23 protein-coding genes are annotated in these 23,783 nt (G+C 66.1%); 10 read left to right on the top strand and 13 right to left on the bottom strand.

Translation table 11 applies throughout. The annotated features are described in order from the left end of the window. Positions 1 to 27 precede the first annotated feature (27 nt). From AC6RIC_RS09380 to AC6RIC_RS09370, 3 genes are all read left to right on the top strand, one after another. The gene (locus AC6RIC_RS09380) at positions 28 to 723 is read left to right on the top strand and encodes a class I SAM-dependent methyltransferase (protein ID WP_499735968.1); all 696 of its coding nucleotides are present in this window, start codon (positions 28 to 30) and stop codon (positions 721 to 723) included. 127 nt (positions 724 to 850) lie between these two features. Then, positions 851 to 1,642, top strand: coding sequence for a hypothetical protein (locus AC6RIC_RS09375; RefSeq protein ID WP_499735967.1), 792 nt, complete (start codon positions 851 to 853; stop codon positions 1,640 to 1,642). 4 nt (positions 1,643 to 1,646) lie between these two features. After that, positions 1,647 to 2,117, top strand: a complete 471-nt coding sequence (locus AC6RIC_RS09370; RefSeq protein ID WP_454656046.1) for a hypothetical protein — start codon at positions 1,647 to 1,649, stop codon at positions 2,115 to 2,117. A gap of 30 nt (positions 2,118 to 2,147) precedes the next feature. Here AC6RIC_RS09370 and AC6RIC_RS09365 read toward each other — a convergent pair whose 3' ends face one another. The 4 genes from AC6RIC_RS09365 to AC6RIC_RS09350 all read right to left on the bottom strand — a co-directional run bounded on the left by AC6RIC_RS09365 (position 2,148) and on the right by AC6RIC_RS09350 (position 5,732). Beyond that, positions 2,148 to 2,552 (bottom strand): GtrA family protein, encoded by a 405-nt coding sequence (locus AC6RIC_RS09365; RefSeq protein ID WP_257731426.1) that lies wholly within the window; start codon positions 2,550 to 2,552, stop codon positions 2,148 to 2,150. Between the two features lie 40 nt (positions 2,553 to 2,592). Then, positions 2,593 to 3,900, bottom strand: coding sequence for a hypothetical protein (locus AC6RIC_RS09360; protein WP_499735966.1), 1,308 nt, complete (start codon positions 3,898 to 3,900; stop codon positions 2,593 to 2,595). Positions 3,901 to 4,183: 283 nt separating this feature from the next. Continuing rightward, positions 4,184 to 5,245: a class I SAM-dependent methyltransferase gene (locus AC6RIC_RS09355; protein WP_499735965.1), complete on the bottom strand. Its 1,062-nt coding sequence runs from the start codon at positions 5,243 to 5,245 to the stop codon at positions 4,184 to 4,186. Between the two features lie 97 nt (positions 5,246 to 5,342). Continuing rightward, the gene (locus tag AC6RIC_RS09350; protein ID WP_454656043.1) at positions 5,343 to 5,732 is read right to left on the bottom strand and encodes an ArsR/SmtB family transcription factor; all 390 of its coding nucleotides are present in this window, start codon (positions 5,730 to 5,732) and stop codon (positions 5,343 to 5,345) included. Positions 5,733 to 5,897: 165 nt separating this feature from the next. Here AC6RIC_RS09350 and AC6RIC_RS09345 point away from each other — a divergent pair, with 165 nt between their 5' ends. After that, positions 5,898 to 7,106: an MFS transporter gene (locus AC6RIC_RS09345; RefSeq protein WP_499735964.1), complete on the top strand. Its 1,209-nt coding sequence runs from the start codon at positions 5,898 to 5,900 to the stop codon at positions 7,104 to 7,106. A 15-nt stretch (positions 7,107 to 7,121) separates the two neighbouring features. Here the strand turns inward: AC6RIC_RS09345 and zigA are convergent, their stop codons facing one another. After that, positions 7,122 to 8,333 carry a zinc metallochaperone GTPase ZigA gene (gene zigA, locus AC6RIC_RS09340; protein ID WP_499735963.1) on the bottom strand — a complete coding sequence of 404 codons (1,212 nt, stop codon included), beginning with the start codon at positions 8,331 to 8,333 and terminating at the stop codon, positions 7,122 to 7,124. 228 nt (positions 8,334 to 8,561) lie between these two features. Between zigA and carB the strand changes: the two genes are divergently transcribed. Beyond that, a complete protein-coding gene (gene carB, locus AC6RIC_RS09335) occupies positions 8,562 to 11,909 on the top strand; it encodes a carbamoyl-phosphate synthase large subunit (protein WP_499735962.1) in 3,348 nt (1,115 codons plus the stop codon). Positions 11,910 to 12,010: 101 nt separating this feature from the next. Beyond that, complete coding sequence (greA, locus tag AC6RIC_RS09330) at positions 12,011 to 12,487, top strand: transcription elongation factor GreA (RefSeq protein WP_047579718.1); 477 nt, start codon at positions 12,011 to 12,013, stop codon at positions 12,485 to 12,487. Positions 12,488 to 12,663: 176 nt separating this feature from the next. On the opposite strand, the gene AC6RIC_RS09325 is transcribed toward greA, so the two are convergent. Next, the gene (locus AC6RIC_RS09325; protein ID WP_454656039.1) at positions 12,664 to 13,275 is read right to left on the bottom strand and encodes a MarC family protein; all 612 of its coding nucleotides are present in this window, start codon (positions 13,273 to 13,275) and stop codon (positions 12,664 to 12,666) included. A 172-nt stretch (positions 13,276 to 13,447) separates the two neighbouring features. Here AC6RIC_RS09325 and AC6RIC_RS09320 point away from each other — a divergent pair, with 172 nt between their 5' ends. Beyond that, positions 13,448 to 13,939, top strand: a complete 492-nt coding sequence (locus AC6RIC_RS09320) for a hypothetical protein (RefSeq protein WP_454656038.1) — start codon at positions 13,448 to 13,450, stop codon at positions 13,937 to 13,939. 10 nt (positions 13,940 to 13,949) lie between these two features. Here AC6RIC_RS09320 and AC6RIC_RS09315 read toward each other — a convergent pair whose 3' ends face one another. Next, positions 13,950 to 14,414 (bottom strand): Lrp/AsnC family transcriptional regulator, encoded by a 465-nt coding sequence (locus AC6RIC_RS09315; protein WP_454656037.1) that lies wholly within the window; start codon positions 14,412 to 14,414, stop codon positions 13,950 to 13,952. A 60-nt stretch (positions 14,415 to 14,474) separates the two neighbouring features. Between AC6RIC_RS09315 and AC6RIC_RS09310 the strand changes: the two genes are divergently transcribed. The 3 genes from AC6RIC_RS09310 (at position 14,475) to AC6RIC_RS09300 (ending at position 17,573) form a co-directional block, all read left to right on the top strand. After that, positions 14,475 to 15,485, top strand: a complete 1,011-nt coding sequence (locus tag AC6RIC_RS09310) for a mitochondrial fission ELM1 family protein (RefSeq protein WP_499735961.1) — start codon at positions 14,475 to 14,477, stop codon at positions 15,483 to 15,485. An 86-nt stretch (positions 15,486 to 15,571) separates the two neighbouring features. Further along, positions 15,572 to 16,537, top strand: a complete 966-nt coding sequence (gene trxB, locus AC6RIC_RS09305) for a thioredoxin-disulfide reductase (RefSeq protein WP_499735960.1) — start codon at positions 15,572 to 15,574, stop codon at positions 16,535 to 16,537. 145 nt (positions 16,538 to 16,682) lie between these two features. Next, positions 16,683 to 17,573 carry a LysR family transcriptional regulator gene (locus AC6RIC_RS09300; RefSeq protein ID WP_079591033.1) on the top strand — a complete coding sequence of 297 codons (891 nt, stop codon included), beginning with the start codon at positions 16,683 to 16,685 and terminating at the stop codon, positions 17,571 to 17,573. A gap of 562 nt (positions 17,574 to 18,135) precedes the next feature. Here AC6RIC_RS09300 and AC6RIC_RS09295 read toward each other — a convergent pair. The 6 genes from AC6RIC_RS09295 to AC6RIC_RS09270 all read right to left on the bottom strand — a co-directional run bounded on the left by AC6RIC_RS09295 (position 18,136) and on the right by AC6RIC_RS09270 (position 23,730). Then, positions 18,136 to 18,687: an NADPH-dependent FMN reductase gene (locus AC6RIC_RS09295; protein ID WP_499735959.1), complete on the bottom strand. Its 552-nt coding sequence runs from the start codon at positions 18,685 to 18,687 to the stop codon at positions 18,136 to 18,138. Between the two features lie 122 nt (positions 18,688 to 18,809). Next, positions 18,810 to 19,385, bottom strand: a complete 576-nt coding sequence (locus AC6RIC_RS09290) for a methylated-DNA--[protein]-cysteine S-methyltransferase (RefSeq protein WP_499735958.1) — start codon at positions 19,383 to 19,385, stop codon at positions 18,810 to 18,812. Positions 19,386 to 19,493: 108 nt separating this feature from the next. Then, the gene (msrP, locus tag AC6RIC_RS09285) at positions 19,494 to 20,438 is read right to left on the bottom strand and encodes a protein-methionine-sulfoxide reductase catalytic subunit MsrP (protein ID WP_499735957.1); all 945 of its coding nucleotides are present in this window, start codon (positions 20,436 to 20,438) and stop codon (positions 19,494 to 19,496) included. A 333-nt stretch (positions 20,439 to 20,771) separates the two neighbouring features. After that, positions 20,772 to 21,881, bottom strand: a complete 1,110-nt coding sequence (gene leuB / locus AC6RIC_RS09280; RefSeq protein ID WP_499735956.1) for a 3-isopropylmalate dehydrogenase — start codon at positions 21,879 to 21,881, stop codon at positions 20,772 to 20,774. A gap of 107 nt (positions 21,882 to 21,988) precedes the next feature. Next, complete coding sequence (locus AC6RIC_RS09275) at positions 21,989 to 22,375, bottom strand: RidA family protein (RefSeq protein WP_499735955.1); 387 nt, start codon at positions 22,373 to 22,375, stop codon at positions 21,989 to 21,991. Between the two features lie 170 nt (positions 22,376 to 22,545). After that, positions 22,546 to 23,730, bottom strand: coding sequence for a lytic murein transglycosylase (locus AC6RIC_RS09270; RefSeq protein WP_499735954.1), 1,185 nt, complete (start codon positions 23,728 to 23,730; stop codon positions 22,546 to 22,548). Positions 23,731 to 23,783: the final 53 nt, after the last annotated feature.

Here is a 23,783-nt window from a genome sequence, read left to right as displayed (position 1 = left end):
GCCGCGCCCCGAGGGTCGACCGAACACATGTCCTGGCGCGATTTCTGGAACGGCGAGCATTCGATCTACGTCTCGCCGCGCCACAAGGCCCTGCATTATCGCGCCATCGCGACCGACCTGATCGGCCACATCCCCTCAGCCGAGGCCACCGTCCTTGACCATGGCTGCGGCGAGGCTCTCGATGCCGCCCGCGTCGCCGCTTCCTGCGGCAGGCTCTATCTCTGCGAGGCGGCGCCGAATGTCCGCGACAAGCTGCGCGCGCAGTTCGGCCGGAAGGACACTATCGTCGTGGTCTCGCCGGAGGAGGTCGAGGCCCTGCCGCCGGCCTCGCTCGACCTCGTCGTCGCCAATTCCTTGCTCCAGTACCTCTCGCGCGACGAACTGAAGGCGCTGCTGGAGACCTGGCGCGACCGGCTGAAGCCCGGCGGCGCGCTGATCCTCGCCGACGTCATCCCGCCCGATGTCAGCCCGCTGACCGACGCCTCGCAATTGCTCGCCTTCGCCTGGCGCGGCGGCTTCTTCCTGGCGGCGCTCGGTGGCCTCGTCCGCACCGCCTTCTCGGACTACCGCAAGCTCAGGGCGCAATACGGCCTCTCGACCTATACGGCGGAGGCGATCATCGAGCTGATCCGCGAAGCCGGCTTCGCCGATGTGCGGCGGCCGGCGAATTTCGGCCATAACCCGCACCGCATGACGTTCAAGGCCATCAAGGCCGCGACATAGACGAAAGTAGAATACAGATCGAAGATCCGGCGCTTCAGCACCGCAATTCCCTAACGGAAGTTCGTCATACGCCTTGATTTGACGCTTCAGATATGGCTTTGACCGCGGCTTGCCCCGCGAGATTACCGTGCTGGACCAGTTCGTCTGTCCCTATTGCGAAGCTGCGCTCAACAAGGGCGTGCTGTCCTGCCGCTGCTGCGGCCGGGACCTCACGCCCGTTCTGCCGCTGCTGCGCCGTCTCGATGCGCTGGAAGAGCGCCTCGCCGCTCTTGAGAAGCAGCCGGAAGAAGGCCGTCCCGCTGGCGCACGGGTGCCCGAGCCTTCGCCTGCCACCTTTGCCGACCTGGTGGAATCACCGCCTGAAGCGGCGCCCGCCACCGTAGGGCTCGCACGCCGGCGCTTCTGGGTGCTGCCCTTCGGCCTCGTGCTGCTGCTGCTCGCCTATTGCGCGGTGATCCTCTGGCTCGACCTGCCGCTCTGGACCCTGCGTCTCGCCTCGATCGCGATCCCGTTCTTCACGGGCCTGATCTATTTCGGTATCCGCCCACGCCTGATCGCCTTCGACATCGGCGTTGCTATCGTCTTCGCAATTTTTTCCGTCGCGACCATGAACGCGTTGCTGGGCTGGCACGACAACATACCGCTCCTTCCGCAGGGGGCGGTGGCCTGGCGCGAGACTTCATTCTACGCGCTGAGCATCGCCGCCTCGATGTTCTCGGGGATGTTGCTGCGCGTGACGCAGGCTGCGCTCGCCGCGCGCGGCCTCGTCTCGCTGCCGGAACTGCGGAAGGGGCTGCAGGCCGTCCATGGCAAGGTGCCGATGGAAACGCTGAAGACCATCGAAACCACCATCCTCATGGCCGGCACCGCCATTTCGGCAATCGCCGGCCTCATCGCTGCAATCCTTGGAGTGAAATAGGACGATGATGAAGTCTGTGCTCGCTCGGCACATGCTGGCTGCCGTTCTCGCCACCGCCGCCCTGCCGATGGCGGCGCAAGCCGCCGACCCGGTCCACCTCATCACCCGTGAGGAAGCTGGCCTGCCAGCCGCGGCCAAAATCCCGGCCAGCACGCGCAACCTGACGCGCGGCCCCGGCATCGACACGCTTCCGACGCCGGACAAGGGCGTCGACGGCAAGCCCTTCCGCCTCAACGTGCGCTTCCTGCCGGCGAACAGCGTGCCGATCGATCCGGCGACCGTGCGCGTCTTCTATCGCCGCGACCCTCCGGTCGACATCACCCAGCGCATCAAGCAGTACATCACGCCGAACGGCATCGACGCGCCCGCAGTCGTCGTGCCGAGCGGCAGCCATATCATCGAGATCGAGGCCACCGACAAGGAAGGTCGTATCGGCCGCAGGCAGATCACGCTGACCGTCGCCCCGACATCGTGACATCGAATGGGGCGGCGGACGCGCAACCCGTCACGCCGCCCTGTCCGCGAAGCTGAAGAATTTGTGGCCGAGGAACGAGAACACCATCACCACGCCCGTGGTGACCAGTTGCATCGGCAGATAGGGCAAGCCGGCCCGCGCCACGAAGAGATGCATCAGGATGCCGGTGAGCACGAAGCCCCCGGCCGCGATCAGGGCGAAGCGCCAGCCGGCCTGTGCATGGCTGCGGGTCGCGTCGAAGGTCATCCACCGGTTCAGGGCATAGGAAACCAGCGCGCCGACGATGAAGCCGGCGAGCGTCGCCGGCACGGGGTCGATGCGGCCGAGCTCGACCAGCCCGATCAGCACGCCGTAATGCGCGACCGCGGTCAGCCCGCCGGCGAAGACATAGGCGGCGAGCTGGCGGAATTGGCGCGGATAGCGACGAAGCGGCATCCGCGCTTCCTAGAGGATGCCGCACGCGCACGGAAGCCCGTCAGCCCGCGTCGCTGCCCGCGAGATTGGCCGGCATGCCGCCGACGGGCATGTCGAGCCCCTGCTTCAGCGTATCGAGATGGTATTCGCGGATGCGCCCGTTCGTAGGGTCGCTGACGAAGGCATTGCCGCCGATCACGGCGAGGTTTGGCGTCGGGGTCTTCGCGCCATAGGCGCAATCGAAGGCCGGCACCGCCTCGAAAGCCGCCAGCTCCTTCCAGGTCGGCGCGATCTCATAGATCCTGAGCTTGCCGTCCGGCGTCAGATTGGCGAGCCGATTGCCATTGCCGCTGAGCTCGAACTGGCAGGCGGCCTGCCCGCCCGGCACGGCCAGCACGTCCTCGATCTTCAGCGCCTTAGCCTCCGGATCGATCCGCAGCAGCGCGTCGTAAGGCGCCCTCAGCCCGTAATTGCCGACGAGATGGCGCCCGCTGTCGCGCGCCTTCAGCGCGCTGACGCGGCGCTCGTCGGGATAGCCGAGCTTGCGCCCGCTCCATGCCGCCGCAGCCCCCTTGCCAGCCTTCGACAGAACCAGCAAGCCGCCGCCTTCGCCCTCAGCGCAGCCGAAGACATGGCGCCCCCGTGCTTCAGCCGTGCCATGGAAGAGTTTGCAGGAGGCGTCGGGCTTTGCGGCGTCGTCGAACAGCGCGACGCGCTTCCAGTCCTTGCCCTCCGCGAGAACCTCGAAGCCGTTCGGGCGCGACGAGGCGCTGCGGTCGTCGCCTTTGGCATAGGCCGGGTTCGGGATCGACATCAGCCATTGCCGGCTGCCGAGCGGCACGGCGATGCCGTGCTGCGGCGCTGGGCTCGGCCAGATCGTGACGGTTGGCTTTCCCTTGGCGAGGCTGTCGATCGCGACCAGCACCGCCTTCGGCTCGCTCTTGCCTTCCCAGGGCCGCCGGCCATCGAAGAACAGAGCGAGCTGCCCGTGGCCTGAAAGCACATGCGCCGGCCGGTCGCCTTTGACCGCGAAATCAAGCAGCTTCGGCGTCGCCTTGTCGAGATCGACATGGTCGCCATGCGATTCCGCGATCAGCCCGGTATCGAGGATGCGCAACGTACCCGCCTCGTCCCCGGTCTTGACCACGACATAGCGCCCGCCGGAAACGCCGGCAAAACCGGGGTTGGCCTTCGGCACATCGAAGCTGTGCGTGACCTCGCCGCTGTCGAGATCGAGGATGCGCACGACCGGCTTCTCATGATCGGCGAAGACGAGGCGTCCGCGCAGCGGGGCATGATCATGGGCAAAGGCCGCGGAAGCGAGCAGGCAGCCGGCAAGGCCGGCAGCGGCGAGACGGAAGGAAGGCACAGGGGTCTCCAAGGCAATAATGCAATACTATAACATTACATCACCATCTCGCGAACTCAACCCGCTTCTGCGCCGCCGGTGGACAACACGGATCGCCCGGCAAGCGATCGGCGAGAGCGTGGTGATTTTGCGTGGAAACGCGCGTCATCCCCGGCGACCGAAAGGAGACCCGGGATCCATCGTAGAGCGCCGAGCTTTACGATGGATCCTGGGTCGGCGCCGCTTCGCGGCTTGCCCGGAATGGCGCCTCGGTTCCGTGAAAACAAACCAAGGTCGGACCAGCTCAGGCCCGAACCTCGAACACCATGTTGAACGGCGTCTCGGTCGCCCGGCGGAAATGCTGGAAGCCGGCATCCATCGCGACCTTGCGCAACCGCATCTCGCCCGCCTGCGCGCCCAACCCAAGCCCGACCTCCTGCGAGAGCGAGGCCGGCGTGCAGATCATGGTCGAGGCCCCGTAGAAGATCCGCCCGACCGGGTTCAGATTGTCCTTGAGATGGTCGTGGGCGAAAGGCTCGACGATCATCCAGCTGCCATCCTTGGCCAACGATTCACGCACATGCTTTCCGGCACCGACCGGGTCGCCCATGTCGTGCAGGCAGTCGAACATCGTCACGAGGTCATATTTCCGCTCCGGGAAATCCTTGGCCGAGGCACGCTCGAAGACGATGCGGTCGCCGACGCCGGCCTTCTCCGCCGCCTCGCGGGCCCGCTCGATCGACGGCCCGTGATAGTCGAAGCCGTGGAAGCGCGACTTCGGATAGGCCTGCGCCATCAGGATGGTGGAGGAGCCGTGACCGCAGCCGACATCGGCGACGGTCGCGCCCTCCATCAGCTTGGCCTGGACGCCGCTCAGCGCCGGAATCCACTCCGCCGTCAGATGCGCGTTGTAGCCCGGCCGGAAGAAGCGCTCGGTGCCCCGGAACAGGCATTTGCTGTGCTCGTGCCAGCCAAGCCCCGAGCCGTTGCGGAAGGCCTCCTCGACCTTCGGCTCGTCGAGCCACATCGACTGGATGATCTCGAAGGCGCCGGCGAAGAAGGCCGGGCTGTCCTCTTCCGCGAAGGCCATGGCCTGCTCCGGCGAGAGGCTGAAGCTGTCGCTGCCCTCGTCGTATTCGACATAGCCGGCAGAAGCCTGGCCAGCGAGCCATTCGCGCAAATAGCGCTCCTTGAGCCCGGTCTTCTCCGCCAGTTGCTGGGAGGTAACGGGTTCGCCGTCCGCCATTGCCTTGTAGAGGCCGAGCTGGTCGCCCAGCACGATCAGGGCGCCGGTGACGGAGGCACCGACATCACCGACGAGGCGTCCAACCAGGGCATCGAGTTTTTGAGGGTCGGCAGCACGCATGGCCATGCTCCTCGGGTTCGGGCGTGGCCGGTGCCGTGTCGCGATCCGGCTCGACGCCATCGCGGAAACAGGAACGCTAGACCCGTGCGAGGGCCTGTCAACGTGACGAAGTCTGACCCTGAGCCTGCTCGGCGCCCGCGAGCCATTCCGACCCCAGCCGCGGCAGGTTCGGATCGCGCCGCGCCGTCTCGATGACGCTGTCGATCAGCCCCGGAAAGCGCTGGTTCAGCTCCTCGCGCCGGATGCTGAGATAGCGCGACGTGCCCTCCGCCCGTACGCGGGTGATGCCGGCCTCGCGCAGCTTGGCGAAGTGATAGGACAAAAGCGAGGGCGAGGCGAAGGCGGTGAAATGGCTACAGCGCGCCTTGTCGACCTCGTTGACGTCGGACAGCGCGACGAGGATGCCGAGCCGGATCGGATCGGCCAGCGCCGCGAACACGTCGGCGGGCGCAACATCCTCGATATCAGGGTGAAAGACCGGCTTCATGGCCTCCGAGATAGGCGATGCCGTCGCCGCTGACAATATTCAACATTCATTGAAATTACCCTTGTGGTAATCGCCAGGCGAGTATAATTCAACGATCATTGAATTTCGAACCCAGCTTTCGAAACAGCGATCATCCGCAAGGATCGCTCCCCAAGGGTCACTCCAATGGATACGCGCCTTCTCTCGCTCGCCGGCGGCGCCTTCGCCATCGGCACGGGCAGCCTGATCGTCACCGGCATCCTGCCCCATCTCGCCTCCGGCCTCGCCGTCTCGGTCGATACTGCCGGCCTGCTGATCTCGATCTTTGCGCTGGCCTATGCGATCGGCTCGCCGATTCTCTCCACCGTGCTCGGTGACGCCGATCGCAAGACGGTGCTGGCCGGCGCGATCACCGTCTTCGGCCTCGCCAATCTCGGCGCCGCCTTCGCCACCGACTTCTGGGTGGTGATGGCCGCCCGGATCGTGATGGCGTTCTCGGCCGGCGTCTTCATGCCCGCCGCCAACGCCGTCGCCGTCGCGGTCTCCGCGCCCGAGCGGCGCGGCCGGGCCATCGCGCTCGTCACCGGCGGCATGACCGTCTCGCTGATTCTCGGCATACCCATCGGCACGGCGGTCGTCGGCTTCGGCGGCTGGCATCTCGCCTTCCTGATCGTGGCCCTGTTCAGCGCGCTCTCGCTCGTCGGCCTCTTGGTCAAGCTTCCGCGCGGCCTGCCGCGCGGCACCAATACGCTGCGCGAGCGGCTGCAGGTGGCGGCGCGCGGCGACGTGCTGCTGGCCCTCGCCACGACCATGCTGTGGACCACCGGTGCCTTCGTTCTCTACACCTATATCGCGCCCTTCCTGACCAATCACGCCGGCATCACCGGCCCCTGGCTCGCCGCGACGCTCGTCGTCTCCGGCCTCGGCTCGGCCATCGGCAACCAGCTCGGCGGCATCGCCAGCGACCGCTTCGGCCCCGAGCGTTCGCTGAGCGTGGTGCTGTCGATCCTGGCCGCCGCGCTGGCTACCGCCTCGCTGATCGCAGTCAGCCTGCCGCCGGCTTTGGCGATCTGGCCAATCCCCTTCGTGCTCTTCATCTGGAGCGCCGCGGGCTGGGCCGGCCATCCCTCGCAGATGTCGCGACTGGCCGCGATGGCGCCGGATGCGACCGTGGTCGCGCTCTCGCTCAACGCCTCCGCGCTCTATTTCGGTATCGCGGCTGGCGCAGCGCTCGGCCAGCAGGTGATGCGCCATGCCGGCACCTGGCCTCTCGGCTTCGTCGGCGCCGCCTGCGAGGTTGCGGCGCTCGCCGTGCTCGCATTCACGCTCCATCGCAAGCGCGCCGCCAGGCGCGTGCCGTCCCTCCCGGAAACGGCAGCGCCGGCTCGAAGCTGAGACGGTGCGGGCGGATCAGGCCGCTTCCGCCCGCCGCCAGGCCGGGAACGGGTCCGGCAGGTCGCGGTAGCGCTCGGGGTTGAAGCGCAGCGGCAGGGCATCGCCGACGAGGCAAAGGTCGAGCGCGGTGCGAATCGCCGCCTCGTCCAGCTCGGTCCCGATGAAGACCAACTCCTGCCGGCGGTCGCCCCAGACGGAATGCCAGTTGCGGTTCAGGATCGCCTGCCATTCGGGATGATCCGGCCAGCGCGAGCGCGGCACGGCCGCCCACCAGAAGCCCATCGCCTCCGTGCGGCAGATGCTGCCGGCAAGCGACATCTCGCCAACCCAGTCAGGCCGCGTCGCCAGCCAGAAATGCCCCTTGGCGCGGATCAGCCCCGGCCATGTCCGGCTCAGGAAAGCGCTGAACTTTTCGGGATGGAACGGACGCCGTGCCCGGTAGACGAAGGAGGAAATGCCGTATTCCTCCGTCTCCGGCACATGATCTTTGAAGCCGTAGAGCTCCTTGTGCCAGAGCGGGTGTTCCTGCGCCTTCTCGTGGTCGAACAGCCCGGTATCGAGCACGGCATCGAGCGGCACCTTGCCGAAATCCGCCTCGACCTGCCTTGCGTCTGGATTGAGCGCACGCACGATCTTGCTGACGGCCTCGCGCTGTTCCGGCGAGGCGTCCGAAATCTTGTTGAGCACGACGACATCGGCGAACTCGATCTGCTCCACCAGGAGGTCGACCAGCGTGCGCTCGTCGCCCTCCCCCGCCGTCTCGCCGCGTTCCCTCAGGAAATCGCGCGAGCCGTAATCCCTGAGCAGGCTCACGGCATCGACCACCGTCACCATCGTGTCGAGCCGTGCGACATCGGACAGCGAAAGCCCGGCCTCGTCGCGGAATTCGAAGGTCGCGGCGATCGGCAAGGGCTCCGCGATCCCCGTCCCCTCGATCAGCAGGTAGTCGAACCGCCCCTCCTCGGCGAGGCGGCGCACCTCGGCCAGCAGATCGTCGCGCAACGTGCAGCAGATGCAGCCGTTGCTCATCTCGACCAGCTTCTCGTCGGTACGCGAGAGCTTGCCGCCGCCCTCCCGCACCAAATCGGCGTCGATATTCACCTCGCTCATGTCGTTGACGATGACCGCGACCTTGCGGCCCTCGCGGTTGTTCAGGATGTGGTTGAGCAGGGTCGTCTTGCCGGCTCCGAGGAAGCCGGACAGGACAGTGATGGGCAGGCGACGCATGAAAAGACCTCGACATGAAATGTTATAATATAACATTTCATGAAAGCCTCCTGCCTGACAAGTGCCGTAACGAAGCCGTGCACATCTGGCCGTGCCGCTCCTTTTAGCTTTCCCCCGCGGCCTTCGCCGTCTATAGCGAGCGCCTAGCATTCATTCAGACGCTCGCCACGCCTCCGCTCGCCCGATCGGACCGGCCTTGCGCGCGCCTGCCCAAGACCGGTCGAGATCATGCCCAAGCGCACAGACATCAAGTCCATCCTGATCATCGGCGCCGGCCCCATCATCATCGGCCAGGCCTGCGAGTTCGACTATTCCGGTACCCAGGCCTGCAAGACGCTGAAGGCCGAGGGCTACCGCATCATCCTGGTCAACTCGAACCCGGCGACGATCATGACCGACCCGGACCTGGCCGACGCGACCTATGTCGAGCCGATCACGCCCGAGATCGTCGCCAAGATCATCGAGAAGGAGCGCCCCGACGCCCTCCTGCCGACGATGGGTGGCCAGACCGCGCTGAACTGCGCGCTCTCGCTCAACAAGAAGTCGATCGTCCAGCCCGATGGCAGCAAGATCAGCGTGCTCGAGAAGTTCGGCGTCGAGATGATCGGCGCCACCGCCGAGGCTATCGACAAGGCCGAGGATCGCGAGCTCTTCCGTGAGGCGATGACCAAGATCGGCCTGGACACCCCCCGCTCGCACCACATCAAGACGCTCGGCCAGGCGCTCGACGCGCTTGAAGATATCGGCCTGCCCGCCATCATCCGCCCGTCCTTCACCATGGGCGGCACCGGCGGCGGCATCGCCTACAACAAGGGCGAGTTCATCGACATCGTCGAGCGCGGCATCGATGCCTCCCCCACCAGCGAGGTCCTCATCGAGGAAAGCGTTCTCGGCTGGAAGGAGTACGAGATGGAGGTCGTCCGCGATAAGGCGGACAACTGCATCATCGTCTGCTCGATCGAGAATTTCGATCCGATGGGCGTCCATACCGGCGATTCGATCACCGTCGCGCCTGCGCTGACGCTGACCGACAAGGAATACCAGATCATGCGCGACGCCTCGCTGGCGGTGCTGCGCGAGATCGGCGTCGAGACCGGCGGCTCGAACGTCCAGTTCGCGATCGATCCGGCCACCGGCCGCATGATCGTCATCGAGATGAACCCGCGCGTCTCGCGCTCCTCGGCGCTGGCGTCGAAGGCGACCGGCTTCCCGATCGCCAAGGTCGCGGCGCGGCTCGCCGTCGGCTACACGCTCGACGAGATCGAGAACGACATCACCGGCGGCGCGACCCCGGCCTCCTTCGAGCCGACGATCGACTACGTCGTCACCAAGATCCCGCGCTTCGCCTTCGAGAAGTTCCCGGGCTCCGAGCCGACCCTGACCACAGCGATGAAGTCGGTCGGCGAGGCCATGGCGATCGGCCGCACCTTCCAGGAAAGCCTGCAGAAGGCGCTGCGCTCCCTTGAGACCGGGCTCGACGGCCTCGACGAGATCGAGATCGAGGGCTTCGGCCAGGGCGACGACCGCAACGCCATCAAGGCAGCGATCTCGACGCCGACGCCGGACCGCATCCTCCATGTCGCCCAGGCCATGCGCGCCGGCTTCACCGACGAGGAGATCCACGAGAGCTGCAAGATCGATCCCTGGTTCCTCGCCCAGATGCGCGAACTGGTCGAGACCGAGGAGAAAATCCGCAAGATCGGCCTGCCGACCACGCCCGGCGCGTTCCGCCAGATCAAGGCGATGGGCTTCTCCGACAAGCGCCTCGCCGCCGTCTCCGGCAAGACCGAGGCCGAGGTCAGGACAGCGCGCCGCGCGCTGGAGGTCCGCCCGGTCTACAAGCGCATCGACACCTGCGCGGCCGAGTTCGCCTCTCCGACCGCCTACATGTATTCGAGCTACGCCATGCCCTTCGCCGGCAAGGCCGCGGACGAGGCTAATCCCTCGGATCGCAAGAAGGTCGTGATCCTCGGCGGCGGGCCGAACCGCATCGGCCAGGGCATCGAGTTCGACTATTGCTGCTGCCACGCCTGCTACGCGCTGCGCGACGCCGGCTACGAGACCATCATGGTCAACTGCAACCCGGAGACGGTCTCGACCGACTACGACACCTCCGACCGGCTCTATTTCGAGCCGCTGACGGCGGAAGACGTGCTCGAAATCCTCGAGACCGAGAAGCAGAACGGCACCCTGATGGGCGTCATCGTCCAGTTCGGCGGCCAGACCCCGCTGAAGCTGGCGAACGCGCTGGAAGAGGCCGGCATCCCGATCCTCGGCACCTCGCCCGACATGATCGACCTCGCCGAGGACCGCGACCGCTTCAAGCGCCTGCTCGACAAGCTGCACCTGAAGCAGCCGAAGAACGGCATCGCCTATTCGGTGGAGCAGGCCCGCATCATCGCCAGCGAGCTCGGCCTGCCCTTCGTCGTGCGCCCGTCCTATGTGCTCGGCGGCCGCGCCATGGCGATCATCCGCGACGAGATCATGTTCGAGGATTACCTGCTCGGCACCCTGCCCTCGCTGATCCCCTCCGAGGTCAAGGCCAAGTACCCGAACGATAAGACCGGCCAGATCAACACGGTGCTCGGCAAGAACCCGCTGCTGTTCGACCGCTACCTGTCGGACGCGATCGAGGTCGATGTCGACTGCCTCGCCGACGGCAAGGACGCTTTCATCGCCGGCATCATGGAGCATATCGAGGAAGCCGGCATCCATTCCGGCGATTCGGCCTGCTCGCTGCCGCCGCGCTCGCTCTCGGCCGAGACGATCGCCGAGCTGGAGCGCCAGACCAAGGCGATGGCGCTCGCGCTCGATGTCGGCGGCCTGATGAACGTCCAGTACGCCATCAAGGACGGCGAGATCTATGTGCTCGAGGTCAATCCGCGCGCCTCGCGCACGGTGCCCTTCGTCGCCAAGGTCATCGGCCAGCCGATCGCCAAGATCGCCGCCCGCGTCATGGCCGGCGAGCCGCTTGCCAGCTTCGGCCTGAAGCCTGCGAAGCTCGACCATGTCGGCGTCAAGGAAGCGGTCTTCCCCTTCGCGCGCTTCCCCGGCGTCGACGTCCTGCTCGGGCCGGAAATGCGCTCGACCGGCGAGGTCATCGGCCTCGACCGCTCCTTCGACACCGCCTTCGCCAAGAGCCAGCTCGGTGCCGGTTCCAAGGTGCCGGTCAAGGGCACGGTCTTCGTCTCGGTGCGCGACGAGGACAAGCCGCGCATCGTCCCGGCGGTCCGCATCCTCGCCGATCTCGGCTTCCGTATCCTCGCGACGGGCGGCACGCTGCGCCACCTGCAGGAGCAGGGCATCTCGGCCTCCAAGATCAACAAGGTTCTGGAAGGCCGCCCGCATGTCGTCGACGCGCTGAAGAACAGCGAGATCCAGCTCGTCTTCAACACCACCGAAGGCCCGCAGGCCCTGGCAGACTCCCGTGCACTCCGGCGCACGGCCCTCTTGCACAAGGTGCCCTATTATACCACCTTGGCCGGAGCGATCGCTGCGGCGGAGGGCATCAAGGCCTATTGCAGCGGCGATCTCGAAGTACGATCCTTGCAATCGTATTTCGAGCGCGCGGCCTGACAGGCCGCTCGTCGCACATCACAGATTGAGCGGAAGCGCGGGAACCGGCGGTCGATTTGCCGCCGGTGAGCCGCGCTTTCGGAGCTTATGGGACGGAAGGTATGGAAAAGGTTCCGATGACCGCGGGCGGCTTCGCCGCCCTGGAGGCCGAGTTGAAGGACCGTCAGCAGGTCCAACGCCAGCGCATCATCACCGCGATTGCCGAGGCGCGCGCGCTGGGTGACCTTTCCGAGAACGCGGAGTATCACGCGGCCAAGGAAGCGCAGTCGCTCAACGAGGGCCGGATCATGGAACTCGAATCGCTGATCGGCCGCGCCGACATCATCGATATCGCCAAGCTCGCCGGCGGCGACACGATCAAGTTCGGCGCCACCGTCAAGCTGATCGACGACGATACCGAGGAAGAGAAGAGCTACCAGATCGTCGGCGAGCCGGAATCGGACGTGAAGTCCGGCAAGGTCTCGATCGGCTCGCCGATCGCACGCGCGCTGATCGGCAAGAAGGTCGGCGATTCCGTGCAGGTCAACACGCCCGGCGGCGGCAAGTCCTACGAAGTCGTCAGCGTCGTCTTCCGCTGAGAGAACGGAACCGCGCCATGTCCCCTCTCCCCCTGCGGGAGAGGGTTAGGGTGAGGGGTCTCGCGACGCTCATAGCCAGCGCTCCCCGACGCCCATCAATGACTTCGACCTGCGCGACCCCTCATCCGGCCCTGCGGGCCACCTTCTCCCGCAAGGGGAGAAGGCAGGACCGCCCCCTACCCCGCCAGCACGACTCGCATCGCCTTGATGATGCCGTCCACGGCGACGCTGGCCAGGATCAGGCCCATCACGCGGCTGATGATGCTCGCCCCCGCATTGCCGATCACCGCGATGATCCGCGAGGCGCTGAACAGCAGCCCTAGCAGGATCGCGAAGATGATCGCGATCTGGATCACGGTCTCGGTCTGCTCGATGAGGCTGAATTTCGAATTATCGGTGACCGTCATCACCGTCAGCATCGCGCCGGGGCTGGCGATGCTCGGGATCGCCAGCGGATAGACCGCCTTTTCGAGATCGGAGGAGCGCAGCAGCTTCTGGTCCTCCTCCAGCTTCGATTCGCCGAAGATCATCGTCAGCGCGAACAGGAACAGCACGATGTTGCCAGCGATCTGGAACGAGCTCAGCTCGATATCCATGGCCGTCAGCAGGACCTGGCCGAGTACGACGAAGAACAAGAGCACGAGGAAGGCGACGAGCGAGCCCTGCAGCGCGATGCGCCGTGCCGCTGCGGCGCTCAGTCCCGCCGTCACCGCCAGGAAGACCGGCAAGGTCCCGATCGGGTCGATCACGACCCAGAGCTTCACGAATTCGGTCAGCCAGCGTTCCACGGCAGTGCCCCTCCGGTCGCGCCGGTGCCGGCGCGCCTCCCCCGCCCCGATAGACCGGATTTCGACACGGCTTGGCAACCATCTCCCGCGCATGATCGCGCGCAACCGCCAGCCATGGACTATCGCTGGTCCGTCCCTACATTGAGGCGACAGGCTTTTCGGAGATCCGGCCATGATCACCCGTCGACAGGCACTGGCATCCGCGTTCGGAGCTGCCGCGCTGGCCCTGGCGCCGGCGGTTTCCCCCGCTTTCGCGCAAGGACGGGCGGTCGGCACGATCCGCGTCGATGCGCTGCCCTCGGTCGTGGAGGCCTGGGGTCCCAATCTGCCGATGGTGAAGACCGAGCTGGAGCGAACCCTGGTCGAAATTCTCGGGCCGTCGCTGCAGCGCGGCGCCGGGACGAAGCTCGTCGTCACCATCGGGCGCCTGTGGCTCTCCAGCAGCACGCGGGGCACTGGCTTGACCGGAGCCCACGAGGACTACCTCGAAAGCACGGCGACGCTCTATGATCGCAGCGGCCGGCCGCTCGCCAGCTATCCGATCCGGTCCACGGAATCCGCCACCGGCGCCGGGCTCCAGCCCCAGCCCGAGGCCGACTGGTTCCGCCTGAGGGCCTTGGCCCGCAACAATGCCTGGTGGGTGAAGCGCTACATCACCGGCTGAACGCCGGCCGTCAGCCGAACGGCACGATCGGCTCGTCCTTGACCCGGTCGAGGGCGAGCGCTGTCCGGACATTGCGCACATTCGGCATCGCCGTGAGCTCGGCGACGAAGTCCTGGAAGGCCTTCAGGTCCGGCGTGACGCATTTCAGGGAGAAGTCGATATCGCCCGAAAGGGTCCAGCACTCACGCACCGCAGGCCAGTTCCGCATCCGCTCCTGGAAGGCAACCAGATCGGCCTCCGCCTGGCTCGCCAGATGCACGAAGGCGAAGCAGACGACCTCGAAGCCGAGCTTCCGCTCGTCGAGATCGGCATGGTAGCCGCGGATCAGCCCGGCCTCCTCCAGCGCGCGCACGCGCCTGAGGCAGGGCGGCGGCGAGATGCCGACGCGGCTGGCGAGCTCGACATTGGTCATGCGCCCATCGGCCTGGAGTTCGCGCAGGATGCGCAGGTCGATATCGTCAAGTTTGGGGCGCACGAAAATCCTCGCGTGAAGGTCGCGCTGGTGTAGACGGCGGCGTCAGGCGATACAAGGCGCATGCCACGAGCCCAGACCGCCATGCACGACAATCCGGAGCCGAAAGTCTGGGTCCTGACCGACGGCAAGGCCGGCGACGAACTGCAATGCCTGGGCGTCGCCGAACGGCTCGGCATCGTCCCCGAGATCCGCCGGGTGAAGCCGCGCAAGCCCTGGGCCTGGCTGATGCCGCGCGGGCCGATCGACCCGCGCGAGGCTCCGGATCGGCCGGAGAGCCCGCTCAAGCCCCCTTTTCCCGATATCGCCATCGCCTCGGGCCGACGCGCCGTGGCCTATCTGCGCGCGTTGAAGCAGGCCTCGAACGGCGCGACCTATACCGTGTTCCTCAAGGATCCGCGCACCGGCCCCGGTGCCGCCGACCTGATCTGGGTCTCCGGCCATGACAGGCTGCGCGGCGACAACGTCCTGGTCACCACCACCTCGCCGCATCGCCTGACGCCCGGCAAGCTCGCCGCCGCCCGCGCCGTGCCGCCCCCGGCCATCGCGAGCTTGAACACACCACGCGTCGCCGTCCTCGTCGGCGGCGACAGCCGGCATCACCGTTTCACGCCGGCCGATATCGAGCGCCTCGCCCGGCAGCTCGATGAGCTCGCCGGCTCGGGCGCAAGCCTCATGGGCTCGCCCTCCCGGCGAACCTCATCCGCGTTGGGGGCGGCCGTCGCCGCCGTCTTCGCCAGGCATGGCGGCTGGTGGTGGGACGGCACGGGCGAAAATCCCTTCCTCGCTTTGCTGGCCAATGCCGATGCGGTGGTGGTGACGGCCGACTCCACCAACATGATCGGCGAGGCCGCGGCGGCAGGCCGGCCCGTGCTGGTTTTCGAGCCGACCGGCGGCCATCCCAAGATCGCGGCGCTGGTCGCGGCGCTTGAGCGCGAGGGCGTTGTGCATCGCTTCTGTGGACGCCTTGAAGGCGAGGCTTACGAACCGATAGACTCAACCCCGATCATAGCCGATGCGATACGGCAAGGCTGGCTGCGCCATCGGGCTGCACTGGAGTTCACGCGCGCCTGAACCCGGTCGCCCTTGTTTCGGCGCCACGCCGGCGTATCTGACGGATCGAGACTGCGGCTCCCGCCCGCAGGAGAGGAATTGAGACGATGGCCCATACCCACGCCCGCGTCATGATCATCGGCTCCGGCCCGGCCGGCTACACCGCCGCGATCTACGCCGCCCGCGCCATGATGGAACCGGTGCTGATCTCCGGCATGCAGGCCGGCGGCCAGCTGATGATCACCACCGATGTCGAGAACTATCCCGGCTTCGCCGACGTCATCCAGGGCCCCTGGCTGATGGAGCAGATGCGCGCCCAGGCCGAACACATGGGCACGAAGATGGTCTCCGACCACATCGCCCGCGTCGACCTCTCGCAGCGTCCTTTCCGGCTCTGGGGCGATGGCGGCGAAACCTATTCCTGCGACGCTCTGATCATCGCGACCGGCGCCCAGGCCAAGTGGCTTGGCCTGCCTTCCGAGCAGGCCTTCCAGGGCTTCGGCGTCTCGGCCTGCGCGACCTGCGACGGCTTCTTCTTCCGCAACAAGGAGGTGGCGGTCGTCGGCGGCGGCAACACCGCCGTCGAGGAGGCGCTCTATCTCGCCAATCTCGCCAGCAAGGTTACGCTGGTCCATCGCCGCGACAACCTGCGCGCCGAGCGCGTGATGCAGGAGCGCCTGTTCAAGCATCCGAAGATCGAGGTGGTCTGGGATAGCGAGATCGCCGAGATCTGCGGCGGCACCACGCCCCCCAATGTCACGCATCTGCGCCTGAAGAACCTCAAGACCGGCGCCGAGAGCGAACTGAAGACCGACGGCGTCTTCATCGCCATCGGCCACAAGCCGGCGACGGAGCTGTTTGTCGGCCAGCTCGCCATGAACGAGTCCGGCTATCTCGATGTCGAGGCCGGCACGACCCGGACCAATGTCGAGGGCGTCTTCGCCGCTGGCGACGTCACCGACGAGCATTACCGGCAGGCAGTGACCGCCGCCGGCCTGGGCTGCATGGCGGCTCTCGACGCCGAGCGCTGGCTCGCCGCCAACGCGCTCGACCGCCGTGAAGCAGCGGAATGAAGGCTTTCGCGCAACCCATCACTGACTCTGATGGGTTGCGTCACCAGATTCACGACGAATAACAGAGACTCCCCGTCACACAGGCGTTGACGCACAACGCCTTTATCCCCCATCATGCAAAAAACGCATAACGGGGAGATGCGCGGTGGATTGGGACCGCATTAGAATCTTTTATACGGTCGCGGAGTCAGGCAGCTTCACCAAAGCTGGCGATGTTCTCGGCTTGAGTCAATCGGCCGTCAGCCGCCAGATCGGCGCGCTGGAGCGGGAGCTGCGCGCACCGCTGTTCCATCGCCATACGCGCGGCCTCATCCTCACCGAGCAGGGCGAATTGCTGTGGCGCGCCGCCCGCGAGATGACTCAGCGGCTGGAGCGCACGCGCTCGCAACTCTCCGAGACGCGCGAGCACCCCTCAGGCGAACTTAAGGTCACGGCGACCCGCGGCCTCGGCGGGCACTGGCTGACGCCGCGCCTCTCCGAATTCATGGATCTCTACCCCGACATCCGGGTCGAGCTCATCCTCACCGATGAGGAACTCGACCTGTCGATGCGCGAGGCCGATATCGCCATCCGCCTGCGCCAGCCCCAGCAGCCGGACCTGATCCAGCGCAAGCTCTTCACCGTGCACTTCCACGTCTACGCTTCGCCGGCCTATGTGAAGCGCTTCGGCGAGCCCAAGAGCTACGACGATCTCGACAACCACCGCATCCTGTCCTTCGGCGGCACCTCGCCGTCCTACCTGACGGCGGTGCACTGGCTCGGCACGATGGGACGCGACCAGCGCAACCCGCGGCCGATCCATCTGACGGTCAACAACATCACCGCGATGAAGCGGGCCGTTGATTCGGGCGCTGGCATCGCCGTGCTTCCGGACTACCTGATCGAGACCGGCTCCCCGCTCGTGCAATTGATGCGCGAGACGGAAATGCCGCAGCTCGAAAGCTATCTGGTCTATCCCGAGGAAATGAAGTCGGTCGCCCGCGTCCAGGTCTTCCGCGACTTCCTCATCCAGAAAGCCCAGCGCTGGACCTACTAATTGTGCCGTCACGGCGGAAGAATCGGGCGCCTCACGGCGCCCGTTTTGATTCTGGCGGTTTTGTGACCAAATCGGCATCTCGCATGCGCCAAAATCGAACGGTTCGCCTGAAAACTGTTCAGCAGCGGACAAAAGCTAGGTTTCCAAGGGGCCTGCAACTTTCCCGCGCAGCCCCCATCCTGCAATGAACGCATATTTCTCAATCATTTAGGCTCAAATTAGCGCCATCTGCCCTTCGTTCATGCATCATGCGCATGGCGGACCCAAGATATGTTGCATTGCAAAATGGCAGGTCATGGCCGATATTGAACTCACGGTTGTTCGAAACGGGCTCCGCAATCTCCTCCCGGCGTTGAGTTCGTTTCAGCCGTTCCCCTCTGAGATGTTTGGCGGTTTCGCCAGATGTTTCAAACTTTCAAAGCCGGCTCCCCTCGGGGACGCCGGCTCTTTTTTTACCTGTATGTTACGGCCTTTGCCCGGCTGCGCTCTTTCCGGCATCGCCAAACGGAAAAAGGCGCCGCCCGAAGACGACGCCTTTCGCATGCCGTAATGGCCGCTTCGATCAGGCGGCGAGCTTGCCGGCGATCTTGGCGAAATTGTCGACGAAGCCCTGCAGGAAGCCGCGCGTCGCCTCGTTCGTAATGTTGTGCTGGGCGTCGATCAGATCGTCCTTGAAGGTGACGAAGACCTGGCTGCCGACGACGACCCCGGCAAGATTGGTCAGGATCATCCGCAGCTCGTTCTGCGAGACGGCCGTGCCGACGGCGCCGCCGCTGGTGCCGGTGACGGCGACCGTCTTGCCGGCCCAGGAATTCTTGCCATAGGGGCGCGAGGCCCAGTCGATCGCGTTCTTGAGCACGGCCGGAATCGAACGGTTATGCTCGGGCGTGACGATCAGAATCGCGTCGGCCGCCTCGATCTCGCGCTTCAGGCGCAGGGTGGACTCGGGCCGGTTCGACTCCAGGTCCTGATTGAACATCGGCAGGTCGTCGATCTGGACGAAACTGACGTCGAAAGCGCCCTCACCCAGCTTCGCAAGCGCCTGGGCCAGCTTGCGATTGATCGATTCGCGGCGGTTGCTGCCCACGATGATGGCAAGCTTCAGTTTGGCCATGACAGTCCCCAGTGAGGGTGGAAAGGCCGAAACAGTAGAGGCCGCAACCACGGCCGCGCAAGCAGCGGCGCTGCAAGGGCGGCATTGCGCGATTTCAAGCTGCAGGGCTGGTTAGCGACCGCTCAGTGCCGCCCGGGCCGGGCCACCAGCGGCAGATCGTCGAACAGACTGGGCTCGGCGCTGGTGCGCGCCTTCTCGATGGTCAAGATCCGGAGCTTGATCTCGACACCGCCCTCGGCCGAGAAGCCGCCGGTCTTGCCGCCGGCGGCCAGGATGCGATGGCAGGGCACGATGATCGGCCAGGGATTCTGGCCGAGCGCGACGCCCACCGCCCGCGCCGCGCCGGGATCTCCGATACGCTGCGCCACCTCGCCATAGGTCAGGGTTTCGCCATGCGGGATCGCGAGCGCGACCTCATAGACCTTGCGGTTGAAGTCGGAGACGTTCTCCAGCGCCACCGGCAGATGCGACAGGTCGCGCTTCTCGCCGTCGAACAGCGCGCGGATGCCGGCGACGGCTTCCGCGACGAAGCCCTCGGCTTCCGTCTCATCAGCCTCGGGAAACCGCCGCTCCAGACGCTTGCGAGCGTGCGCCTCATCGCGCTCGGGCAATTGCGCCCCGATGAAGCGCTCGCCTTCCCAGATCACGGCGCAGGGGCCGATCGTGGTCTCGAACAGATGGAAATGCTGATTGGCCATGCTCGACTCGTGTCGTTCCAGCTTGGGATGACATGAGGTCTATCACGGCGACGGCAGGAGACGGCACCCGAAACCTGCCGAGTGCCGTCCTCGCATCGAGCGCCTGCCTCACATGAAGAGCTTCTCGCCCTCCAGCCCCTTGTAGAGCCCAGCGACCTGGTCACCATAGCCGTTATAGATCTGCGTTGGCCGCCGCTCGCGCGAGCCGAGAATCTGCTCGCTCGCCTGGCTCCAGCGCGGATGCGGCACGGCGGGGTTCACATTGGCCCAGAAGCCGTATTCGGAGGCCTGCAGACCCTCCCAGAAGGTCTTCGGCCGCTCGGCGACGAAGCTGATCCTGCGGATCGATTTCACCGACTTGAACCCGTACTTCCATGGCGTGACCAGGCGAATCGGCGCGCCATGCTGCGTCGGCAGCGGCTTGCCGTAGATACCGGTGACGAGCAGCGGGAGTTCGTTCGTGGCCTCCGCGATGGTCAGCCCTTCCGTATAGGGCCAGGGATACCAGCGCTGGCTCTGCCCCGGCGCGACGCGCGGGTTCATGAAGGTCTCGAAGCGGATGTATTTCGCGCCCGAAAGCGGCTTGGCGAGTGCGACGAAGGAAGCGAGCGGGATGCCGGTCCACGGCACGGCCATCGCCCAGGCCTCGACGCAGCGGAAGCGATAGAGCCGCTCCTCGATCGGCAGCTTGCGGATGAGGTCGTCGAAGCCGATCTCGAAGGGCTTCTCGACGAGACCGTCGACCTGGATGCTCCAGGGCCGCGTGGCGAGCCGCCGCGAGGCATCGACGATGTCCTTCGTCATCCCGAACTCATAGAAATTATTGTAGTTGGCCGCGTCGTTTTCCGCGGTCTGCGGCACGCCCAGCACATAGGCGGCATTGCGCTTGGCTGGATAGAGATCGAGCGTCTGCGCCGACACGGCACTTGGCAAAGCGGCGCCCGCGATCAATCCGGCGCCGGCAGTCATCAACTGGCGGCGATTGAGGAACACGCCCTCGGGCGTGGCCTGGCTTTCCGGCATTTCCCAGCCGGCACGGCGCTTGATCAGCATGACGGACATACTCCGTTTTCGCTCGATCGCTGCGCGCCCGTTCGGGCGCGACAACAGTGATCGAGCGATTTGTCATCGCATCGGATTCTCCCGAAAAGTGGCTTCCACTTTTCGGTCCGATGCCATGGGCTCGTTAGGCCACGAAAGCGGGGTCACGGCAATTCACGAGGGAGAGAGACGCGACTTCCCTTCTCCCCTCGGGGGAGAAGGTGGCAGCGCGCAGCGCTGACGGATGAGGGCAGAACCTCTCCAAAACAAGAAAGGGCCGCTCACGCGACCCTTCCCTCATCCGGCGCTACGCGCCACCTTCTCCCGCAAGCGGAGAAGGGAAGATCAGCCGCGCGCTTCCAGCGCCTTGATGATCGCCGCGCCCATTTCGCTGGTCGAAACGGCGTTGGCGCCGGGAGCCGCGATGTCCTTGGTGCGGGTGCCGGAGCCCAGCACGTCGGCGATCGCGCCCTCCAGCTTGTCCGCCGCCTCGCCCGCGCCGAAGGAATAGCGCAGCGCCATCGCAAAGGAGCCGATCATCGCGATCGGGTTGGCGAGGCCCTTGCCGGCGATGTCCGGGGCCGAGCCATGGACGGGCTCGTAGAGCGCCTTGCGCTTGCCGGTGGCAGGATCCTCGGCACCGAGCGAGGCGGAGGGCAGCATGCCGAGCGAGCCGGTCAGCATCGCTGCGACGTCGGAGAGGATGTCGCCGAACAGGTTGTCGCAGACGATGACGTCATACTGCTTCGGCCAGCGCACGAGCTGCATGGCGCAGTTATCGGCCAGCACATGCTCCAGCTCGACGTCCTTGTACTCTGCGGCATGCAGCGCGGTGACCGTCTGCTTCCAGAGCACGCCGGTCTTCATGACGTTGTGCTTCTCGGCCGAGGAGACCTTGTTGCGGCGGGTGCGCGCCAGCTCGAAGGCGACGCGGCAGATCCGGTCGATTTCCGGCGTGGTGTAGAGCTGCGTATCGACGCCGCGCTTGGAGCCGTCCTCCAGCGTGACGATCTCCTTCGGCTCGCCGAAATAGACGCCACCGGTGAGCTCGCGCACGATCAGGATGTCGAGGCCTTCGACGACCTCCGGCTTCAGCGAGGAGGCAGAGGCCAGCGCCGGGTAGCAGATCGCCGGACGCAGGTTGGCGAACAGGCCGAGATCCTTGCGCAGGCGCAGCAGGCCGGCTTCCGGGCGATGCTGATAGGGCACGTCAGCCCATTTGGGGCCGCCGACCGCGCCGAACAGCACGGCGTCGGCCGCCTCGGCCAGCTTCATGTCGCCTTCGGAGATGGCCTGCTTGTGCGCGTCGTAGGCGGCGCCGCCGACAAGGCCCTTCTCGATCTCGAAGGAGCCGAGGCCCTGCTTGCCGAACCAGGAGACGATCTGCTCGACCTGGCCCATCACCTCGGGGCCGATGCCGTCGCCGGGGAGCAGCAGGAGCTTGTGGGTCGCCATGATCGTCGCCTCGCCTTCGCGTGTTTGCGTTGGCGGGTGATTACGGGCGCAAGGCGACGCGCGCAAGCGCCGCGATGCAGCCCTGCCCTGTACGAAGCGTGGCGATGTCAGGCCTTCGGCAGGCGCGCCGTGACCTCGATCTCGACCTTCATCTCGGGCTTCAGCAGCCCGGACACGACATAGATGCCGGCGGCCGGCCTGATCTCGCGGAAGAACTCGCCGCAAACGCCGAGCACCGGCTCGCAATAGCTGCGGTCGGTGACGAAATACTGTGCCCGCGCGACCTGGGCGAGTGAGGAACCCGCCTCCTTCAGCACGGTGCTGATCGTGCGGAAGATGTTGCGCGCCTGCTCGGCCGGATCGTCGGGCAGGATCATCGTGGTGTAGTCGTAGCCGGTCGTGCCGGAGACGAAGACGAGATCGCCATCGATCACGGCGCGCGAATAGCCGAAGCTGCGCTCGAAGGGCGAACCGGTGGAAATCAGGCGGCGCATGAGTTCTCCGAATGAAACGCAGGTCATCCCGGGCGACCGAAGGGAGACCCGGGATCCATGCCGGACCGGTTCAGGCATGAATCCCGGATCGGCGCCGCTATCGCGGCTTGTCCGGGATGACCAAGCCATTCATCCAACGCAGCAGCATACGCCACCCGTTTTCTGCGCGGTCAGACCCGCCCGCCCTTCAGAGCGCGCAGCACCTTCTCACCGGGCCGTCCCGTTTGCGGCATGCCGATCTTCGCCTCGATCTCCTTGATCGCGGCGCGGGTCAGCGAACCGACAGCGCCGTCCGGCTCGCCGACATTGTAGCCGCGCTGGATCAGCAGGCGCTGCAGCTCGCGACGCTGCTCGCGCGAGAGCGGCAGGTCGTCGGTCGGCCAGGCGCCCTGCACGCCCGGCCGCCCGCGAAGGCGATCGGAGAGCAGCGAGATGGCGAGCGCGTAGGAATCCGCGCCATTGTAGCTGTAGGCGGCGTCGTAATTCTTGAAGACGAGGAAGGCTGGGCCGTTGCGCCCCGCCGGCATCAGCAGCCCGGCATTGCCCGAGCCCGTCAGCGCCGAGCCGTCATATTTGACGATGCCGCGCGAAGCCCAGCTCGACACCGGCTGCTTGGGGTTGCGCCCGGTCGGACCGGAATAACCGTTGGGAACGCGGACTTCATAGCCCCAGGTCGCGCCCGTGACCCAGCCGGCCTTGTCCATGAAATTCGCGGTCGAATGCAGCGCGTCGGGAATCGAATCGACGAGATCGCGCCGTCCGTCGCCATCCCCGTCGACGGCAAGCCTCAGATAGGTCGAGGGGATGAACTGGGTGTGCCCGAAGGCGCCGGCCCAGGAGCCGAACAGCCGCTCGGGCCGGACGTCGCCGCGCTGGATGATCTGCAGCGTCGCGATCAGCTCGCCCTTGAAGAAGGCGTTGCGGCGCGGCGCCAGGCAGGCACCGGTCGAGAGCGCCTGCACCAGCGGCATCTTGCCCCGCGCCTTGCCGAAATCGCTCTCCACGCCCCAGACTGCAGCGATGGTGTGGCGGTCGACGCCGAAGCGCTGCTCGGCCGCCGCGAGGGTCGAGGCATGCTGGCGCATCATCGCGCGCCCTTCCGCCACCTTCTCCTCGTCGACGAGCGTGCCGAGATAGTCCCAGATCGGAGTCTTGAACTCCGGCTGGTTGTTCATGGCTTCGATGACCTTCATGTCCGGCTCGACGCCAGCCATGGCCCGATCGAAGGTCGCGCCCGAGACGCCCTTGGCGGCAGCCGCTGATTTCAACCCGGCCAAGCAGGACTGGAAGCCGCTCTGCGCCGAAGCGGCAGAGGCGAGGAGGATGAGTGGCAAGGCCAGTGTGATTGCGCGCATGGTCTCCACCGAATCGCAGAATTTGCGCAAAACTAGGGCGTTGCCGTTAACGG

The organism is Allobosea sp. TBD101, from assembly GCF_059817965.1.
This window is presented reverse-complemented; position numbering and strand designations above follow the sequence as displayed.